We start from the raw sequence: 15,866 nt of genomic DNA, 5'->3' as shown, positions 1-15,866 counted from the left end.
TATCAGGATTTTAAATGACGCGACTGACATTCTCTCAGCTGGAAACATTCTATTGGGTTTCACAGCTTGGTTCCGTTCAGAAGGCAGCCAATCACCTGAACATTGCGCAGCCAACGGCTTCGTTACGGTTGAAGGAGTTACGCGACGCTTTACGGACAGAGCTATTCGAGCGGAGCGCCAATGGGCTGACGGTAACCCCCGACGGCAAGAGCTTGCTTCCCCATATCTCCGCTATCATGGGTGAAATTGCAGAAATCCGGCAGAAAAACACTGCATTGCCTCTTATAGGGCCTGTGCGCGTGGGTCTGGCGGAAGGTTTCGCGGTCAATTGCCTTCCCCTGCTACTGGATACGTTGCGGCGGGAACATCCGCAACTCATACCGGAATGGAGCATATCCATCAGCACCGGTCTGGAAGCTGCAATTTTGGAAGACAGGCTTGATCTGGCCGTTATTCTCAACCCGACAGGGCATGAGAAGATGACCCTGCAACCGCTGGGCGTGCAACCCACCACATGGGTCATTCCTTCGGCGTGGCATATGTCTCAGCCGGTGACGCCAAAGGATTTATGGTTGCGCCCTGTCGTCACCAATCCCGCACCTTCCGCGATGTATCGACAGGTGGCCGGATGGTTCGCCACCGAGGCGCTGTTTCCCGCACAAGTTAGCATTTGTACCAGCGTTGCCGTGATCGCAGAACTTGTCGCCGGAGGATTGGGCGCGGCGATACTCCCTGTTCGCATGGCGGAGCGATATGTGAAGGACGGCGGAATGCGCATGGTCGCAACCGATCCGCCCGTAGAGAACGGTCGCCTTTTCATCGCTTCCAGAACCGGCGTCGAGGACACAAAGGTGATCGCCGTAAGCCGGATCATCCGCAAGATCATTCAGGATCTCGATTATGTAGGCATCGGCACCAGAACCCACGTCTAAGATCGTGCTGCTTGGCTACCGATTCCTGAAATCAAGTCAGGATTCTAAATTGATAGCGAAGAAGCCTGGTTGATCTGATTGCCAGTCAAGAATGCGGTGTGCGGCGACGGATTGCATTAGCGTAATCTCGTCCGAACTTCTCAGTCCATTCGCGCACCGTCTTGTGGGTAAGGATGATGCCTCATGTGCCAGCCTGTCTCGACCATACGAAAACTGTGCGGAAACCGGTCAGCGATAATCTCAGGCGGGAAGCGATGGCGGTGATAAAGCGATGGGCGACTTTCGCGAATGCCTTCTTCCCGGTTCAGTTCAGAAAGGACTGAAGGTCACGCGCACCGTGCAGGATGCGCAGCACTTCGATGCGTTCTCATTGTGCGTGAAGAAGGCAAGATAGCGATGATGGCGCGCGGCAATGGCGCTAAAGATGAGCGCTTCGAATTCCGCGAAAAAGGATAGCGCCCGATCCGGGTTGTCTATCGCGATGTAATCGCCGATCTCGATAAGGTCCGCCTGTGCGGCTGGACGAATGAAGAGCGTCATTGTCAGGCCTTGGTGTAGCGGGCGCGCAGGGCTGCAAAGACTTCTTCAGCGGGAATAGCAGGACCGCTCTCCAGCCCTGCCCGAATAGCTTCCCGCAAGGTTTCAAGATCCCGACGTTCGGTGTCGTGCGCACGCACCCAGTCGCGCAATGCCTCGCGGATAACTTCGCTTGTGGAGGCGTATTCGCCGCCGGCAACGGCATCGCGCACTGTGGTTGCCATTTCTGTGGGCAGTGTAATGGTTAAACGTTCCACTGAGGACATGACTAAGCTCTCTTTACGCATATTTTATCATACTTAGTAATCAGATGAACCGCAAACAGCCGTCATAATAGCAGCAGTGGTCAGCTGGGCCTGGGCCGGCAAGCGGTTCCTGGGCCTTTGGCCCGCGCCGTGTAACTCTAAATTCGTTTTCAGTGCAGGCAGCGCGAAAACCGTAGAAATCGAAATGACATATAAATTCAGCTTCGGATTATTCGGGATCACAGAAGAGGACGGTGATATTATCGCAGTGCTATGATGCGCGGTCAAAAGGGCGTCTCAGGCCCGAGGGTTGAGTAAGTTTTCGTTATCCCGGAGGCAATGGCGATTTAGATAAACTACATCGTCGGGTTCTGCATAGCGCCGAGCACTGTGTGCGACCAAATGGTCGTCCACACAAATATGTCACCAGAGGCAATCATCATCGGCTTACGGCAGACCTGATCGAAGCGGTAAATGCTCCGGGGGTCCGAGGGAAATCTAATGTCAGGTTTCCGAACTAGGGTATGAGTCAAGAAAGCCCCCTCGCCCTAAACGGCAGCAAAGGGGCCGGAAGGAGAATGTCCGCTCATCTCGCAAGAGTCATGGAAGCGGATATCATGCTTTAGTGGAATTGAACTACTGCTGGCGAGACGGTCATTGCGAAACGGCAACAACAACCTTGCTCTTGGCCCGCCCGGTCTCGACATAACCCAAGGCTTCTGGCGTCTGCGCAAAGGGATACACCTTGTACACGATCGGACGAATGGGGCCAGCGTCGCTCAGCTAGGAGATCTCCCTCAGTTGCTGCCCTTCGGCGCGCATCTCTGCGCCTGCGTGTAGATCCCGGCGTGTCCTGATAGCCCTGCCACTGCTGAGAAATTTGGGTTGCTTCGGTAATGATCAGGCCAGCCGAGGCGCGCTGGGCATAATACTCGGGGGTCAGGGTACCGGGCACGAAGCCCGCGCCTGCACCGTTGCGTGTGAGCGGCGCAATGACGACCCGGTTTGAAAGGGGATGTTGCCGAGGGCGGCGGGTTCGAAAAGAGGGCTGCGGGTCATGATGTACCTTTGATGTTTCTTCTGCAGTGGGGGCTTGCTGACTGGAGATGCTCAGGCGGGAGTGCGATAGCGTTCGGCGGGAAGCGCGTTGACAAGGTTTCCGAGCATCGCTTTGCGGGCTCCATCGAAAGCGTCCCACTGTCCGCCGTCGTGCAGCGGCGGGATGGTGACCGGCTCGCGACTGTCGAAGCCGACCAGGGCGGCATCCACCAGATCGCCCACTTCCATGACATTGCTCATGGCGTTCACGTCTGCGCCGACATGATCCCAGATCTCGGTGCGGGTCGTGGCGGGAAGTACGGCCTGGATGTACACGCCCTTAGGCCCGAGTTCATGTGCCAGCCCCTGCGACAGGAAGAGCACGAAAGCCTTCGTCGCACCGTAGACGGTCATGCCGAACTCTGGCGCTAGACCGACGACCGAACCGATATTGATGATCGCGCCCTCGCCTGCCTTGGCAAGACGGGGAGCAATAGCGCTGGAAAGTCGGACGAGTGCGGTCGCATTGAGCGCAACGAGCTTGGTCATGTCATCGACATTCTGGTCGACGAAGCTTCCGCCGATCGCCGTTCCGGCATTGTTGACTAGGACGCCGATGCGCGCATCGTCGCGCAGCCTCGTCTCGACCTTGGCAAGATCAGTCGCCTGGGTGAGATCGGCTTGGAGGATATCTACCGTGACTCCCGTTTCCTGGCGCAGGCGGCCCGCAAGCGCTTCCATGCGCACCGCGTCTCGGGCGACCAGTACGAGATCATGGCCGCGGCGCGCGAACCGTTCGGCATAGGTGGCGCCGATGCCCGTGGAGGCGCCGGTAATGAGGACTGCGGAATCTTGGCTCATCGGATTGCTCTTTTCTGTCATTGATCTTATATACATGACGCTCATCATGAATATATTTAAATATGATGGTCATCATGTAAATGTCAACGGGTGTTGCGGAGAATTTTGAAAATGAAGGTCAGCCGAGAACAGATGGCAGAGAACCGTCGCCGGATCCTGGACGTCGCCAGCCGGTTGTTTAAGGACAAGGGGTTCGATGCGGTGAGCGTTGCAGAGGTCATGAAGGCAGCGGGCCTGACCCATGGCGGCTTCTATGGACACTTCACATCGAAGGACGACCTGGTTGCGCAGAGTCTGGCGCACGCGCTTGCAGCAGACAGCGTCGGCAATGGCGAGTTCAGCGATTTCATCCGGTCTTATCTAGCGCCTCGCCATCGGGATAATCCCGGCAATGGATGCCCGACGGCGGGCTTGGCCGCTGCCATTCGTCACCAGACGCCCGCAGCGAAAGGCGCCATGACCGAAGGTCTGCGGACACAGATTGCTCGTATCGAGCAAGCACTTCCGGACGACGGCGCGGTCGACAAGCGCCGGGCAGCGATCGGAAGCTGGGCGGCAATGATCGGAGCCGTCATCCTCGCGAGAGCGGTCGATGACCCCGAATTGTCTGATGAGGTTCTTGAGCAGACCCGCGATTGGATCGACACTCAGGTCGAATAAGAGCATGAGAGGCGAATTTCGAGTGCCTAATCTACGTCTGCTTGGTGGATACGCTCGAACTTCAATTGACGCCAGAAATGAAGGCGCGAAGCGGACATTAAGTGTACCTGAAATCTCCGCCGCGAAGGTCAGCGTCGGAAGCGGTGTAGAGTCCATAAAACTTGATATACGCACATTACAGGGCGGTTCATTCACTAAGCCGCCCCTGGTGGGGCTATCGCCTCCACGACCCTTCCGGAAGTTCCTTGTCCCGTTCGGCCGCAGCGATTGCCGAGATCAAGCGATCCTTATCGAGTGGGATACAGTAAGCGGGCTTGGCCCGCTCAAAACGCCAGCTATTGGCAAGGGGACCGATATCCGCGGTATCGAACCCGAAGTCGGCTTGTAGGGCGGTCGCAATCGCCTTGGCGGCTGCATCGTCACCCGCAATCGGCAAGGCTCGCTTGGCTCCGTCTGGAAGTGCGACAGGATCGAGAAGGTCTTTCGCCAGAATGGCGTTGAACACCTTGATGATCCCAGCGCCTCGGAAATGACTTGCGATCATTTGCGACGTTGTCGTTTCACGTCGGTCAAGCACATCAATCCTGCCATCCCGATCCGGGTAGTAGTTGTTCGCATCTATGACGATCTAGTCATTAAGGAGCTGTGGCGCAAGCTCAAACACTGCCGCAAACGCTGAAGCGTAAATCAGGTTCATCGTCATAGCCGTAACAATTCCATGGCGTCCATTGATTTTCGACTCACCAACGTAAAAGTCACCGCACCACTCGTCACTGCTTCTCAGATGTCAATTGCATGATAAGCAGAACGACCGCTTTAAACTACGTGACAATGCTTCGAAAACAGGAGACGAGACAACCAAAGCGGACCAAGTAGGTCTCTGTCATCTTGAATCATTTCTGCCACTTGTGTCAGGCAGGCGGTCCAAAAACTCGAGATGATTTCGGCAAGGTAGAATCTGATACCGAAAATCCGCATAGTCATGTTCGCACTGAGGGTGGCAAGCGAATAGACGGCGCCTTAGTATTACCCTCTACTCAAATTTTCCGAAGCCTCGTTTTGGAGGTCTGCAGGACTTTCGCGAATGCTGAAAGACGGCTGTCACGAGCGTGACTATTATCATTTTAGTCAGAATAAAGAGAAGATCATTATGCCGGCGAACACTATAAGCAGCACGATGTAAAACGGACGAAATAGATAGAAACGCTGCCAATTCGTGAGGCCGAGAGCATTGATGTAAACCCGCTCATCAAGCTTCAGATTGTCCGCGCCGCTATCGACGGAAAAATCACCGCCGTTACTCTTATAAAATCGGTACTCCTTGATCTGCGCGACAATTTGGTGAGCCGCCAGAAGAATGACCGCCACAAACGCGGCTGAAAAAATCAAGAATTCCAATAATAGCATAACTCGAAAACGCCTCTTTAATTCGCAGGGCAGGGATAAATAGCAGCCAGCGCCTCAATCACCAATGTAGATGCTCTCCTTTTAAGACGCTCCGTCGTGATGCTTCGAAGATGCATGTATACGGCATCTGTAAGCTCATGGGGGAGAACCGATCCGGCCCCACACCAGCCTGTCCCGCTGGTAGCATCAGCCACCCCAGCTATATAAGCACTACCACGAGCGCCCGACGTTATACGACCAGCCTCACTCTGCAGAGCGCCATCATCGAACTTTCCTTCGATCGCCTTGACCAACTCAGTCCCGTTGATGATCCAGTCGCGGGCCTGATCGTTGTCAGATTCTGCCGATGCAACATTGATGGCCAGCCCTATCGACAGTATAGCCGCCGGAAAAGTTGCCCGCAATCGGTACGCTGCTCTCATCTTCCGCTCCCTTGATCTGGCGGCACTGGCGCTGCTCGAACGCAGGCGGTTATCGGCGTGAATGACCCAATGCACGCTGGAACGGGCAACATCAGATCGTGTATCGCTCATAGGCTTCGAGCAGAAATTGCTTGCCTTTCTTGGTCAAGCGCGACGCGTCAACGAATAAGGAAAACGAGTCGGTCTGATCCCACATTTTGTCGATTTGGGCGATCATATTTTTGCTCCCGAACACGACGTGAAAGCGCTCGCCAGCGGGCAACCAAACAGATAGCGGGCTTGGGGAGAACTCCAGAATGACGTCCTCATGGAAAACTTGAAAAAGACTGTCCCATGCGCAAACCGGATCAATGCTGATGGTTTTCTCCGGCTGCTTGCCGAACTCGGCATGATGGATCAAGACGTACCCTCCGGGGATTCCAGCAATCCTTGCCAGGGCAAGAAACGCAGCCCTGTCGAGAACATCAGGGAACACCCGAGATTCGAGCCTGCGCGCCAGAAGGAATGCAGGGCGCAGAAGGCGCTTCTCATCGAGCGCGTCATCAAACAGCGTATCCACTATATTGCACCATACCTCTTTGACAGCGTTTACCGCAAGACTCCCCAAGACCGTCTCAAAACTCCGAGGGCCTGACAATCCGGTTTCGATCTTCACATGATCTATGGATCTGCTTAATCATTCTCGAAGCATTCAGCGCGATTGGCGCGGCTATAACTTCACCGCACCATTGAGATAGAGGTCTTCACCTCGCTGCAGCGACGTGAAAATGAAGTCGTCTTTTCTGAGAAAGCTGTTGAACCAGCCTAAAAGATCATCTTTGGTCGACGAGTTGCGATATCCGATCAGCTTGACGGTCAGGGGAGCACTAAAGGCTATGTCAAAGGCAGTTGCGAACTGGGTGGTGCCTGAAAGCTGAATCGAAAACATGCCACCACCATCGTGGCGGATGGAAATTTCCGCACGAGCGAAAAACTCATCGCTGTAGGTGGTGATAAGACCTGGGGCTTCCCACCAATCTTCACTCGTCAAAGCGTTTCGAGTTCCTTCTCCCTGGAAGTCGGCCCGGATTTCCTGGAGGCTGCGATAGTCACGGTTCTCGAAACGCCTCAAAGGTATTTTGAGCCACTGTGTATCCAGACCCGGGTTCAACCACTGGGAGACGTCATCCTCGGGGTCATTGTTGGGATCGAAGAAGAATTTCGGAGATTTCACTTCTAAATCCAGCACCACGTAGTCATCCAGCTCCTGACCATGCCAAGATCCACTTGAGGCCCGCAAGGTGATACGTGGCTCTTCAACTGGAAGGTCGAGCGGATAGCTCTGATAAACAAGCTTAAAATGTCCCATGCGGTTCCCGGTCTGAAAACTCATTGTGGATTCGTGAAGATAGCGGCTGTTGCTATACATTACTATGACACATCTTTCTGCAACAGACCGCTCGCAATTACTGCTTCTGCCGGAAGCCGCCGATGATTATATGGGACCGGATATCCCGGTCCGCTTCATCGAGGTTCGTTGACGGCCTCGATCTCAAGGCTGCCGGCTTCGTGCGGGTTGTCAGCCTGAAGCGGTTAGGCCCCTCTCCACCCCATTGCGAGACGCACTGACAATGTCGCCTCTCGAGGGCATTATGAAAGAATGTAGCTTCGCGATTTCGTTGCCGATGATTGGTCGTGGTTGCAGGAATGGTTCAAGGACAAGCTCCTAAATGTGCCGCAGCATCAGTGGCTTCGGCTTCCACCACCAGATAACCGCAAAACGGATTTTTGGCTCCGCTATGCACTGCCTCGTTACTCGCGTTGTCTTCCCCACCATGCCGCCCATTGGACTAATCTTTCGCATCGACCGCATCCAGTTCGGCTTTTGGCAACCGTCGAAAGGATGCGAGGTCTTCAGGCTTCATCGTGTACACAGCAAGAAGTTTCGGCACCGGTATTCCTCCCTAAACTTTAAACGCCGTCAGTCTAGCTTTGATGCGCGGGAAATAACACCGCATCAATACTAACGAAGCCATCCCGCACCGCGTGCCTTTGCGTGGGGACTTTGGCTTGATCGAGCGACGAACAACAAATTCCATTAGTGGTTCCCGGATCCGGCAAGGGCCGTGAGGACTCCAGCCAGGGAAGCAGCTGCCCCATTCGCCGTCGGAAATTCCCACCTCCCCTCACCGGGCGACCTTGGCGGTGCGATCATCTGTTGACAAGCTGACGCCGCCATTACGCACCACGCGCACCGTGCTATTCTTCTGGCGTGCCATTAGACAGGCCTGCATGAGATTCCGATCCCATCCACGAACGCAGCTCGGTTCTGTTTAGCAGAGCCTTTCGGTGGCTCCGATTGCATTTTCTATCGGCATAGGTAAACGGGGCAAATTTGGTGGCCAAGATCCTGTTTCTGATCGAAGTCAAGATTCTTGGCGACGACTCCTCCTCAGGAGCAATATCCGCCATCGTTCTCCAAATTGGCATTCAACGCCTAACTGGTAGAAATAATGTCTGGCCATTCCCGTGCACCATGGAGTACGCGGAGGATACGAACCGCCGATTGCGTTACAGCATAAGCTGCGACGTATGGGGTACCGTTTATCACCAGTTCCCGCGTCCCAGCAATTCTGCCAACCCGACCACTCGTCAGAAAATCAATTAGGCGACGAGCAGACGCGACTATCCGTTCGTCGACCATGATTGCAGATGAGGGGTTATCCGCCTCAATAAATGTGAAGATAGCGTTTCGATCTGATAACGCAATGCGGACCAGGTGAGCTTCACGACTTGAGCGCCACTGCTTTAAGGCGCGCTGCTGCGCGTCGTTTTTCGAAATGAACCGTGACTTCATCATCCGAGATGTCGGGTCGCGTGTCGTTAAGCGCTTCAAGAACTTTGCTGCGAAACCAAGCATCGTGCGCTTCGCTGCCTGATATAAGTTCGAGCGGTAATGCCCCTTCGTTCGCGGTCCGGGTGAGTAAGATACGAACTACGTCCGACACCGTAAGACCCATACTTTCAAGCACCGCGGCGGCACGATCTCTAACTTCGGCATCAATGCGGGTTTGAACGAGTGCGTTAGAAGCCAAAAGTTTCTCCAAGTTAAAGCTTGATTGTAATGCATATGAATTACACAGTCTATAGAAGATTTCTGTGAGCGCCAAGCTGCGGCGTTTTTTGCCTTGGAATGTTACGCCCCACTTTCCCTCGTTTCTGCCCGGTGTGCTGATTACCGGTCAGAAACATCGGTTCCTTTTAAGCGGGCATGAACTGGCGGATCTGAGAAAGGGGTAGATTTGGTGGCATGAACTGATCCGTTATATGCGCTGTCCGGAAAAATTGTGACGTAGAGTCAGGAATGCGTGACATAGTGTGCAGCAACCGCGGGACTAATCTCCGATCAGTATACTTTGAACGGCTGATGAGCGCGGCCAATCGTAAATCCTACGCGACTTTAACGACCGCTTCCGACCCCATGTCGGTCGCTCACTCCCAGCGCCGAAATGACTGCTTCGAGATTCCGTTTATTGCTTACCCCAAGATGTTCTCCTAAGGTTCCATACGAATCTGTCAGAGGGTGTCCGTCATGTCGAAAGCCAGCTCGCGGGGCGAACCCGCCGATCACATTTGCCTGGCGGTCAGCGTGATCATCCTGACCGTGCTTGCGCTTTCTTTAGGCGATGCGCTGATTAAAATAACAAGCGGCAGCTTTGTCATCTGGCAGATTTTCGTGATCCGTTCGCTGCTCGCGATTCCAGTCCTGCTTCTGCTCCTCATTGCCACATCGCCTGAAAGGCTTCAGTTCCAGGATGTTCTCGGTTGGGTGTTACTGCGTAGCCTGATGCTGGTTGGAATGTGGATCTGCTATTATCTTGCGCTTCCGAGGCTGACACTTTCGGTCGCAGCAGCATCCTACTACACGCTTCCCATCTTCATAACACTGTTCTCAGCCATTTTTATTGGCGAACGAATTTCCGGGCTTGGCTGGATTGCCGTGTTTGCGGGGTTTCTGGGTGTCCTGCTGATCTTTCGGCCCAGTGCGGGGGATTTCAACGAATATACAATCCTCCCGATTGTGGCTGCCATGCTTTACGCCGGAGCCATGATCCTCACGCGCACCAGATGTCGGAAACAGCACCCTATTGTCCTGGCGCTCGCGCTGAATATTTGCTTTGTTATAGTCGGCGCACTAGCCGCCGGGGGGGGGCAATCTACTGCCAGATGCCGCGCGGCATGGCTTTTTGTTGGCACCGTGGGCTGCGATGGGGCAGGCCGAATGGATTTCGATTGGACTACTGACAGCAGCTCTACTTATCGGCAGCATCGGGGCAGCTGTCGCCTATCAGAATGGACCGCCATCCGTGATCGGAACTTTCGATTTTGCGTATGTGGGGTTCGCCGTAATCTGGGGAATGATTTTCTTTGCCGAGGTGCCAGATGTAACCTCGACGCTCGGTATAACCCTTATCGTGGGAGCCGGCATTCTGTCTTTGAGGCAATGACCGCTTTGCCAGCATTGCCGTCGTTCTCATCCAGGAATACTAATGGCAGCTAACCACCCCATGTCAGACAGCCCACAAGGAACGCAAGATCTGATCAGACCCTTGGGTGCGCACGAATTTCAAGCCTCGATAGTTAACGGGACAAATTTGTAGGGTTGCTTTTGCTTTTGCTTTTGATTCGAAGTCGAGGACATGCGTGTCTTGTTTCCAGCAGTATACCGGGCCGAGTTTGCAGATTGCCAGTCAAGAAAATGAGGATAGGCATTAAGCTATGCGCGCCAAGACATCCTCGCATCCCGAGATCTATTAAGATCGGCCGTGACCGAATAAGTCACTATGCATCAATTCCCGCCGACAACCTTAATAGTATCCTTAGCGGCCTGCACAGCGCTTCAGTGCAATGCATGTTCTTTACGTATTAGTCCAACTGCAATGGCCATTTCTGAGCGCCATGGAAAACAGTAATAATTTCCACTACCCCGGACTGTAGCCGGTATACGATAATATACGGAATGTCTCCCAATGGATATTCGCGAGTGCCTTTTATACGCCCCACCCGTCCCATTGAAGGATAACTTGCTATATTATCGACGGCCAACACAATCCGCGTTACAATTTGAGCAGCAGCATCGGGATTGTCTTTTGCGACATAGTTACCTATCTGGTCGAGTCGACGAATGGCGCGGCGCGTCCAGCGTAACGTCGAAGCACTCATGCGCTGCGGCCGGTTTTTACGTACTTTTCTATTACGTTGCCTAGCTCTTCCGCAGTGGCGAATTCTTGGCGATCAGCTTCAGCCAGCCCTGCATGAATCTCCGCCAATTGCCACTCTTCCCGAGCCACATAGTCTTCAATGGCTTGTGCAGCCAGATATGCACGTGATCTATCAGACAGCGCAGCAATTTTATCAAGTTTTCTGACGATGTCATCCTGAACACGAACTGTGAACGCAGCAGTCATGATGCAACTCTCCTTGGTTCACTTAGATTATCTATGAACCATCACGGTTCGTCAAGACAAGCTCGTATTGATGCGCTTCTCGCAATCACTCGTATTTGTAATTTCCACATAAAAATCGAGAGCGTTCGAGGCTTGAGTGTCAGTCAAGATTCTCGGAGACTTCTCACGCCACCAGCAGTTTAGTCCCTCGCCTTGAAGTATGCTGCATATTGTCGGAATTTATCTATCAGCCTGAATTCTTCGTAATTCTTCACTCCGACAGTCAAATCGGCAAACTGAACGGGCGCGCTGTAGTTTAGATCAAATGCAATATCGCGTTCCAGGGTTTCTGAGAGTTTCTATGCGCTTAGTGAGAAATGATCCATTTGCTGCTAAATCTAATTTCGTTGGAAGGTAAATCAACGAAAGGCTGGATGGCACAAAGCTTCCTGCGGATCGAACGTCACTTGCGCCAGCCATGCATAACAATACCAGTATCATCGTCTTGGCATTACCCAAACAGCAATGACAAGCATCAGCAGCGTGGCAGAAATTATGCTCTCGATTGTATAGAACCAATGCATGCTGAACTCGTCCACTTCAGTATAATCTAAACTTCAGTGCTTCACGGAAGCTGTGTGGGGTGTTGGCCATTCGTCCTTCCCATCCCTCACTTACGTCTGTCTTTTAATGATAACAAATCGGACTGCGGCCACCAGGACGACTATACGCGCTTCGTCCACCACACAGACGACCATTACGCATCAGATCATACGGGCAGTCACAGGTCCCAACATAAGCAGAGCGGACAGGTTGCCCGGACCGCCTTACGAGAACACCGCGCGCCGGTGGCGTTGGCGCATTGGTCATTGGAGCGCGCGCGGTTCTTGTTTCGGTGGCAAGTTGCTTCTGAGATAAGTATTTTTCTGAAACCCAGCCCACATGATTGGCGTAGGAGACACTGAACCAGCCGCTTCTGTAATTCAGAACCTTCACAGTCGCACCCCGGCTCATTGTCGTAATAATCTGAGCCGAAGTCGATGGCTCAACCCGCATGTTCACACGGCTAATCGCATAAAGCCACGTCCCAACAAAAGGATTTTGATTGGTCGCCTTTGCTCGCTCATCTGAGTTTCGATGGGATGTTGTCTGCAAAAAGCCAAAAGCCGCTTCCTGTTGTTGTGAAGCCACGGGCTTTTGTGATTCACTGGAAGGAGAAACAGGAACAGGCGGCGACGCCGGCCTTGGCGTGTCGTCGCCAAACACCTTCACAATGATAAAAATGGCTGCAGCGCCAATGATCCAGTTTTTAGTTTTCGACACTGACAATTCCCCAATCCCCAACCGGATCAAAGCAAAATTGTCAGTGCCTGTCGAGTTTAAAGCTTTGGGGCTGCCTCACGCATCAATCCGCATCAGAGGTTCCGGGCTTAAGCTCGTTAAATTTCGCAGCCATTGTCGGATTACCACGCGTGAGGCACTTGACCGTCAGATCCTCAGCCTTGTCATATACGAGTCGAAGATTATTAGCTGACTTGTGAAGTGCCTCTTTCGTCTTTTCCAGATCTTTGATGGCTTCATCAATCCGTTTGGCTGCTTCTTCGAAACCATCTGAAGCCAGACGCCAGTTTCGCCCGAAAGCAGATTTGAAATCTTCAACTCGACATCTTCGGCAGAATGGTGGAATGGCGTGAAACCATGCGAAGTCCATCCTTCTTTATGTTGGATGGGTATTTCGCAGCTCCATCAGATGCCTGGCCAGATTCGCCTGACCGAAAGGCAGATACCATTGAAGCATAGTATCGCGACCAGCTATAATCTCCTCACGAGATCGCAGGAGTTCGAAGGCGGCTAATCTGATCCCGGTAATCGTGGCTCCCCTCTCGATGCTCGAACCATCGCGCATGGTAAGCAGAAACGCGGTTTCACGCAACGACCGCTTCTGACGCTTTCCAGCCGAGCGCGCCTCTTAACAAAGGGCGCAGTCCCTATCCTATCCTGCTCGTGTAGCATTTCATGTCTTTTCGCGACCCGCGCTTCTCTCCCGGATCGGCACTCAGCCCTCCCATGATGGGTACCTGTAGATGAAGTGATCCAATCTATGCTGCATCCTGATGACGGATCATCGGTATAAGCGACGCCGCGAACTCACATCACCACCGTCCGGGAAGGACGTTTTCCGCTGCTGCACGGAAATCTGCGCGGCGAAGGCCTTTTTGATTGCCAGTTCAACCGATCCGGATATCGCATCGTCCCGACGCTCGAAGGAAAGCAGTAACCCGTCAGTGCCGATGACTGCGGTCGAGCATGGAACATTCAACGCGTTGCCTTTGGATATTGATGTTTCAATCATCTGTCGGTGATGTGAAGCCGAAAGCGTTTGTTTTAGGCAGGTCATTTCACTATACATTTTCGGTGGCGACCGCCGTTTGTTGGCGGCCGTCCACAATGCTGAATGATTACGATGCCCTGATCCGCGTCTGGCTCAAGGCGGTGAGTAGTGCTTCGGCAGCCTCACCGGAAGACCCAGGGTTCTGCCCGGTGATGAGTTGGCCATCCACGACTGTGTGGACGCCCCAGTCCTTCACCTTGGAAAACACCGCACCTTGGGCGATGAGTACGTCCTCGACCAGGAAAGGGACCACCTTGGTCAGACCAACGCCTTCTTCTTCAGTGTTGGTGAAACCTGTGAGGTAGCGTCCCTGAGCGAACGGCGAACCATCGGCATTCTTGACATGGCGCAGTACACCAGGAGCATGGCAAACCAGAGCTATGGTCTTGCCGGCAGTGATGAAGGATTCGATTAACGCGATGGAATTCGTGTCTTCAGCCAGATCCCACATCGGGCCGTGACCGCCTGGATAGAAAACCGTGTCGAAGTCCTTCTGGTCGACGCTGTCGAGGCGCACCGTATGGGCGAGCTGCGCGTTCGCATCAACGTCTGCCTTGAAGCGGGCTGTCAGTTCCGTCTGAAACATCGGCTCGTCACTCTTCGGATCAAGCGGTGGCTGGCCGCCTTTTGGCGAGGCGAGCGTGATCTCGGCGCCAGCATCCTTGAAGACGTAATAGGGAGCGGCCAACTCCTCAAGCCAGAAACCGGTCTTGCGTCCGGTGTCGCCGAGCGTGTCGTGCGAAGTCAGTACCATGAGAACTTTCATCGTCTTATCCTTTGATGGTCGCGGCCAAATCGGCCTGCCTTGTCGATCAGCGCTGCTGGCCTTTCGATGAAGTGATCATGTCATCTGCAGAGATATTTTAGAAATTTACTTATTGGATTTTAGATATTCACACGGCATTATATCTAGATGAAATACGATCTGAACCTTCTCCCCGTGTTCCTGGCCCTCATGGAAGAGCGAAGCGTTACGCGTGCCGCCAGCCGTCTCGGCATCACACAGCCCGCGCTGTCGAATTCGCTCAACCGGCTGCGTGACATGCTGAAAGATCCACTGTTTATCCGGGAACGGTACGGAATAAGGCCAACACAGCTTGCCGAAGAGATCGTGCCAACCCTCGAGGCAGCCCTGGCACAGATCGACAATCTTGTCGTCCATCAGCAGGGTTTCGATCCGGCAAGTGCGGAGCGGTTGTTCCTGATCGCGCCGAACAGTTACGTAGAATTGGTCCTGATGCCGGCGCTTGTAGCGAGGCTGCGGGAACATGCTCCAGGGATCAAGCTTCGCATGACCCCATACGGCAACGATCTGGCCGAGACCGGCGTCATCTCAGGGACGACCGCCATGGTGCTGGGACGGGTCATCGAGCCGCCGGACAACCTCGTCGTCCAGCATCTGATGGACGATGGGCTTGCCTGCATTGTGCGCCGTGACCATCCGGACGTTGGTGATAGACTAACCCGAGAACGCTATGAGAGCTTTAAGCACGTTAACGTCCTTCCGCCGGGTCGCATTAAGGCTGGTGTTTTCCAAGCCCTCGGGCAACAAAACCTCAAACGTGAGGTCGCCGTTTCCGTGACGCATTTCCTCGCAGTTCCCGAGATGGTCGCTGTGACCGACTACTGTGCTACGCTTCCACGGCTGATCTGCCGCAGCCTCGAGCGTGACCCTCGTCTGAAGATCATTGAAGCGCCTGTCGATCTCGGAACATTCCCGGTCGAAATGGCCTGGCATGTGAGATATCGCCACGATCCCGCACACAGGTGGCTCAGAGGCGTGTTGAGTGAACTCGCCAAAGACTTGGTCCCCTCCTAGAAACAGGCGCTGCGTTTCACAAAAAGCGATACAGCATTCGCATTGAACCAAATTACACCACCGCCCCGTGGTAGAAGCGGAGATCTCAATCCTGGCTCTTAAAAAGAAGTTTATCAGCTGTAAGGCG

The 15,866-nt window shown here is 53.7% G+C and carries 17 protein-coding genes and 7 pseudogenes; 5 read left to right on the top strand and 19 right to left on the bottom strand.

Annotation, left to right across the window (positions count from 1 at the left end; translation table 11 throughout):
• Positions 1 to 14: 14 nt before the first annotated feature.
• Positions 15 to 932 carry a LysR family transcriptional regulator gene (locus KMS41_19465; protein ID QWK80765.1) on the top strand — a complete coding sequence of 306 codons (918 nt, stop codon included), beginning with the start codon at positions 15 to 17 and terminating at the stop codon, positions 930 to 932.
• Between the two features lie 304 nt (positions 933 to 1,236).
• Here KMS41_19465 and KMS41_19460 read toward each other — a convergent pair.
• The 5 genes and pseudogenes from KMS41_19460 to KMS41_19440 form a co-directional block, all read right to left on the bottom strand.
• Positions 1,237 to 1,472: pseudogene (locus KMS41_19460) on the bottom strand (type II toxin-antitoxin system RelE/ParE family toxin).
• Positions 1,473 to 1,474: 2 nt separating this feature from the next.
• On the bottom strand, positions 1,475 to 1,735 hold the full coding sequence (locus KMS41_19455) for a type II toxin-antitoxin system ParD family antitoxin (protein QWK80764.1): 261 nt from the start codon (positions 1,733 to 1,735) through the stop codon (positions 1,475 to 1,477).
• 633 nt (positions 1,736 to 2,368) lie between these two features.
• Positions 2,369 to 2,536 (bottom strand): annotated as a pseudogene (locus tag KMS41_19450) (zinc-binding dehydrogenase).
• 19 nt (positions 2,537 to 2,555) lie between these two features.
• Positions 2,556 to 2,773: pseudogene (locus KMS41_19445) on the bottom strand (alkene reductase).
• A 51-nt stretch (positions 2,774 to 2,824) separates the two neighbouring features.
• On the bottom strand, positions 2,825 to 3,613 hold the full coding sequence (locus KMS41_19440; GenBank protein ID QWK80763.1) for an SDR family oxidoreductase: 789 nt from the start codon (positions 3,611 to 3,613) through the stop codon (positions 2,825 to 2,827).
• Positions 3,614 to 3,724: 111 nt separating this feature from the next.
• Here KMS41_19440 and KMS41_19435 point away from each other — a divergent pair, with 111 nt between their 5' ends.
• Positions 3,725 to 4,273, top strand: a complete 549-nt coding sequence (locus KMS41_19435; protein ID QWK80762.1) for a TetR/AcrR family transcriptional regulator — start codon at positions 3,725 to 3,727, stop codon at positions 4,271 to 4,273.
• Between the two features lie 214 nt (positions 4,274 to 4,487).
• On the opposite strand, the gene KMS41_19430 is transcribed toward KMS41_19435, so the two are convergent.
• From KMS41_19430 to KMS41_19410, 5 genes are all read right to left on the bottom strand, one after another.
• Complete coding sequence (locus KMS41_19430; GenBank protein QWK80761.1) at positions 4,488 to 4,850, bottom strand: hypothetical protein; 363 nt, start codon at positions 4,848 to 4,850, stop codon at positions 4,488 to 4,490.
• A 551-nt stretch (positions 4,851 to 5,401) separates the two neighbouring features.
• Positions 5,402 to 5,680, bottom strand: a complete 279-nt coding sequence (locus tag KMS41_19425) for a hypothetical protein (GenBank protein ID QWK80760.1) — start codon at positions 5,678 to 5,680, stop codon at positions 5,402 to 5,404.
• A 17-nt stretch (positions 5,681 to 5,697) separates the two neighbouring features.
• Entirely contained in the window at positions 5,698 to 6,102 is a 405-nt protein-coding gene (locus tag KMS41_19420; protein ID QWK80759.1) for a hypothetical protein, read from the bottom strand.
• Between the two features lie 91 nt (positions 6,103 to 6,193).
• Complete coding sequence (locus tag KMS41_19415) at positions 6,194 to 6,661, bottom strand: hypothetical protein (protein QWK81124.1); 468 nt, start codon at positions 6,659 to 6,661, stop codon at positions 6,194 to 6,196.
• A 150-nt stretch (positions 6,662 to 6,811) separates the two neighbouring features.
• Positions 6,812 to 7,450: a hypothetical protein gene (locus KMS41_19410; GenBank protein ID QWK81123.1), complete on the bottom strand. Its 639-nt coding sequence runs from the start codon at positions 7,448 to 7,450 to the stop codon at positions 6,812 to 6,814.
• A 64-nt stretch (positions 7,451 to 7,514) separates the two neighbouring features.
• Between KMS41_19410 and KMS41_19405 the strand changes: the two are divergent.
• Positions 7,515 to 7,659, top strand: a pseudogene (locus tag KMS41_19405) (IS1182 family transposase).
• A gap of 134 nt (positions 7,660 to 7,793) precedes the next feature.
• On the opposite strand, the pseudogene KMS41_19400 reads toward KMS41_19405, so the two are convergent.
• The 3 genes and pseudogenes from KMS41_19400 to KMS41_19390 form a co-directional block, all read right to left on the bottom strand.
• Positions 7,794 to 8,033, bottom strand: a pseudogene (locus KMS41_19400) (hypothetical protein).
• Positions 8,034 to 8,578: 545 nt separating this feature from the next.
• Positions 8,579 to 8,938, bottom strand: coding sequence for a type II toxin-antitoxin system RelE/ParE family toxin (locus KMS41_19395; protein QWK81122.1), 360 nt, complete (start codon positions 8,936 to 8,938; stop codon positions 8,579 to 8,581).
• A complete protein-coding gene (locus tag KMS41_19390) occupies positions 8,868 to 9,176 on the bottom strand; it encodes a type II toxin-antitoxin system RelB/DinJ family antitoxin (GenBank protein ID QWK80758.1) in 309 nt (102 codons plus the stop codon). The genes KMS41_19395 and KMS41_19390 overlap by 71 nt, the downstream gene beginning before the upstream one ends.
• Positions 9,177 to 9,673: 497 nt before the next feature.
• Between KMS41_19390 and KMS41_19385 the strand changes: the two are divergent.
• Positions 9,674 to 10,589: pseudogene (locus tag KMS41_19385) on the top strand (DMT family transporter).
• A gap of 418 nt (positions 10,590 to 11,007) precedes the next feature.
• On the opposite strand, the gene KMS41_19380 reads toward KMS41_19385, so the two are convergent.
• The 6 genes and pseudogenes from KMS41_19380 to KMS41_19355 form a co-directional block, all read right to left on the bottom strand.
• Positions 11,008 to 11,304 carry a type II toxin-antitoxin system RelE/ParE family toxin gene (locus tag KMS41_19380; GenBank protein QWK80757.1) on the bottom strand — a complete coding sequence of 99 codons (297 nt, stop codon included), beginning with the start codon at positions 11,302 to 11,304 and terminating at the stop codon, positions 11,008 to 11,010.
• Positions 11,301 to 11,549 carry a CopG family ribbon-helix-helix protein gene (locus tag KMS41_19375; protein ID QWK80756.1) on the bottom strand — a complete coding sequence of 83 codons (249 nt, stop codon included), beginning with the start codon at positions 11,547 to 11,549 and terminating at the stop codon, positions 11,301 to 11,303. Before KMS41_19375 ends, KMS41_19380 begins: the two co-directional genes overlap by 4 nt.
• Before the next feature lie 666 nt (positions 11,550 to 12,215).
• Positions 12,216 to 12,584, bottom strand: a complete 369-nt coding sequence (locus KMS41_19370; protein ID QWK81121.1) for an SH3 domain-containing protein — start codon at positions 12,582 to 12,584, stop codon at positions 12,216 to 12,218.
• 349 nt (positions 12,585 to 12,933) lie between these two features.
• Positions 12,934 to 13,191 (bottom strand): annotated as a pseudogene (locus KMS41_19365) (DUF2130 domain-containing protein).
• Between the two features lie 459 nt (positions 13,192 to 13,650).
• Positions 13,651 to 13,926 carry a heme-binding protein gene (locus tag KMS41_19360; protein ID QWK80755.1) on the bottom strand — a complete coding sequence of 92 codons (276 nt, stop codon included), beginning with the start codon at positions 13,924 to 13,926 and terminating at the stop codon, positions 13,651 to 13,653.
• A 61-nt stretch (positions 13,927 to 13,987) separates the two neighbouring features.
• A complete protein-coding gene (locus KMS41_19355; GenBank protein ID QWK80754.1) occupies positions 13,988 to 14,686 on the bottom strand; it encodes a type 1 glutamine amidotransferase domain-containing protein in 699 nt (232 codons plus the stop codon).
• A 147-nt stretch (positions 14,687 to 14,833) separates the two neighbouring features.
• Here KMS41_19355 and KMS41_19350 point away from each other — a divergent pair, with 147 nt between their 5' ends.
• Positions 14,834 to 15,739, top strand: coding sequence for a LysR family transcriptional regulator (locus KMS41_19350; GenBank protein QWK80753.1), 906 nt, complete (start codon positions 14,834 to 14,836; stop codon positions 15,737 to 15,739).
• The last annotated feature ends 127 nt before the right edge of the window (positions 15,740 to 15,866 follow it).

It is taken from the genome of Ochrobactrum sp. BTU1 (assembly GCA_018798825.1).
Lineage (GTDB): Bacteria > Pseudomonadota > Alphaproteobacteria > Rhizobiales > Rhizobiaceae > Brucella.
This window is presented reverse-complemented; position numbering and strand designations above follow the sequence as displayed.

Coding starts and splice junctions, on each gene's coding strand:
- KMS41_19465 (QWK80765.1), top strand. CDS start 15: ATGACGCGACTGACATTCTCTCAGCTGGAAACATTCTATTGGGTTTCA.
- KMS41_19455 (QWK80764.1), bottom strand. CDS start 1,735: ATGTCCTCAGTGGAACGTTTAACCATTACACTGCCCACAGAAATGGCA.
- KMS41_19440 (QWK80763.1), bottom strand. CDS start 3,613: ATGAGCCAAGATTCCGCAGTCCTCATTACCGGCGCCTCCACGGGCATC.
- KMS41_19435 (QWK80762.1), top strand. CDS start 3,725: ATGAAGGTCAGCCGAGAACAGATGGCAGAGAACCGTCGCCGGATCCTG.
- KMS41_19425 (QWK80760.1), bottom strand. CDS start 5,680: ATGCTATTATTGGAATTCTTGATTTTTTCAGCCGCGTTTGTGGCGGTC.
- KMS41_19420 (QWK80759.1), bottom strand. CDS start 6,102: ATGAGAGCAGCGTACCGATTGCGGGCAACTTTTCCGGCGGCTATACTG.
- KMS41_19410 (QWK81123.1), bottom strand. CDS start 7,450: ATGGGACATTTTAAGCTTGTTTATCAGAGCTATCCGCTCGACCTTCCA.
- KMS41_19395 (QWK81122.1), bottom strand. CDS start 8,938: ATGAAGTCACGGTTCATTTCGAAAAACGACGCGCAGCAGCGCGCCTTA.
- KMS41_19380 (QWK80757.1), bottom strand. CDS start 11,304: ATGAGTGCTTCGACGTTACGCTGGACGCGCCGCGCCATTCGTCGACTC.
- KMS41_19375 (QWK80756.1), bottom strand. CDS start 11,549: ATGACTGCTGCGTTCACAGTTCGTGTTCAGGATGACATCGTCAGAAAA.
- KMS41_19370 (QWK81121.1), bottom strand. CDS start 12,584: ATGCGGGTTGAGCCATCGACTTCGGCTCAGATTATTACGACAATGAGC.
- KMS41_19360 (QWK80755.1), bottom strand. CDS start 13,926: ATGACCTGCCTAAAACAAACGCTTTCGGCTTCACATCACCGACAGATG.
- KMS41_19355 (QWK80754.1), bottom strand. CDS start 14,686: ATGAAAGTTCTCATGGTACTGACTTCGCACGACACGCTCGGCGACACC.
- KMS41_19350 (QWK80753.1), top strand. CDS start 14,834: ATGAAATACGATCTGAACCTTCTCCCCGTGTTCCTGGCCCTCATGGAA.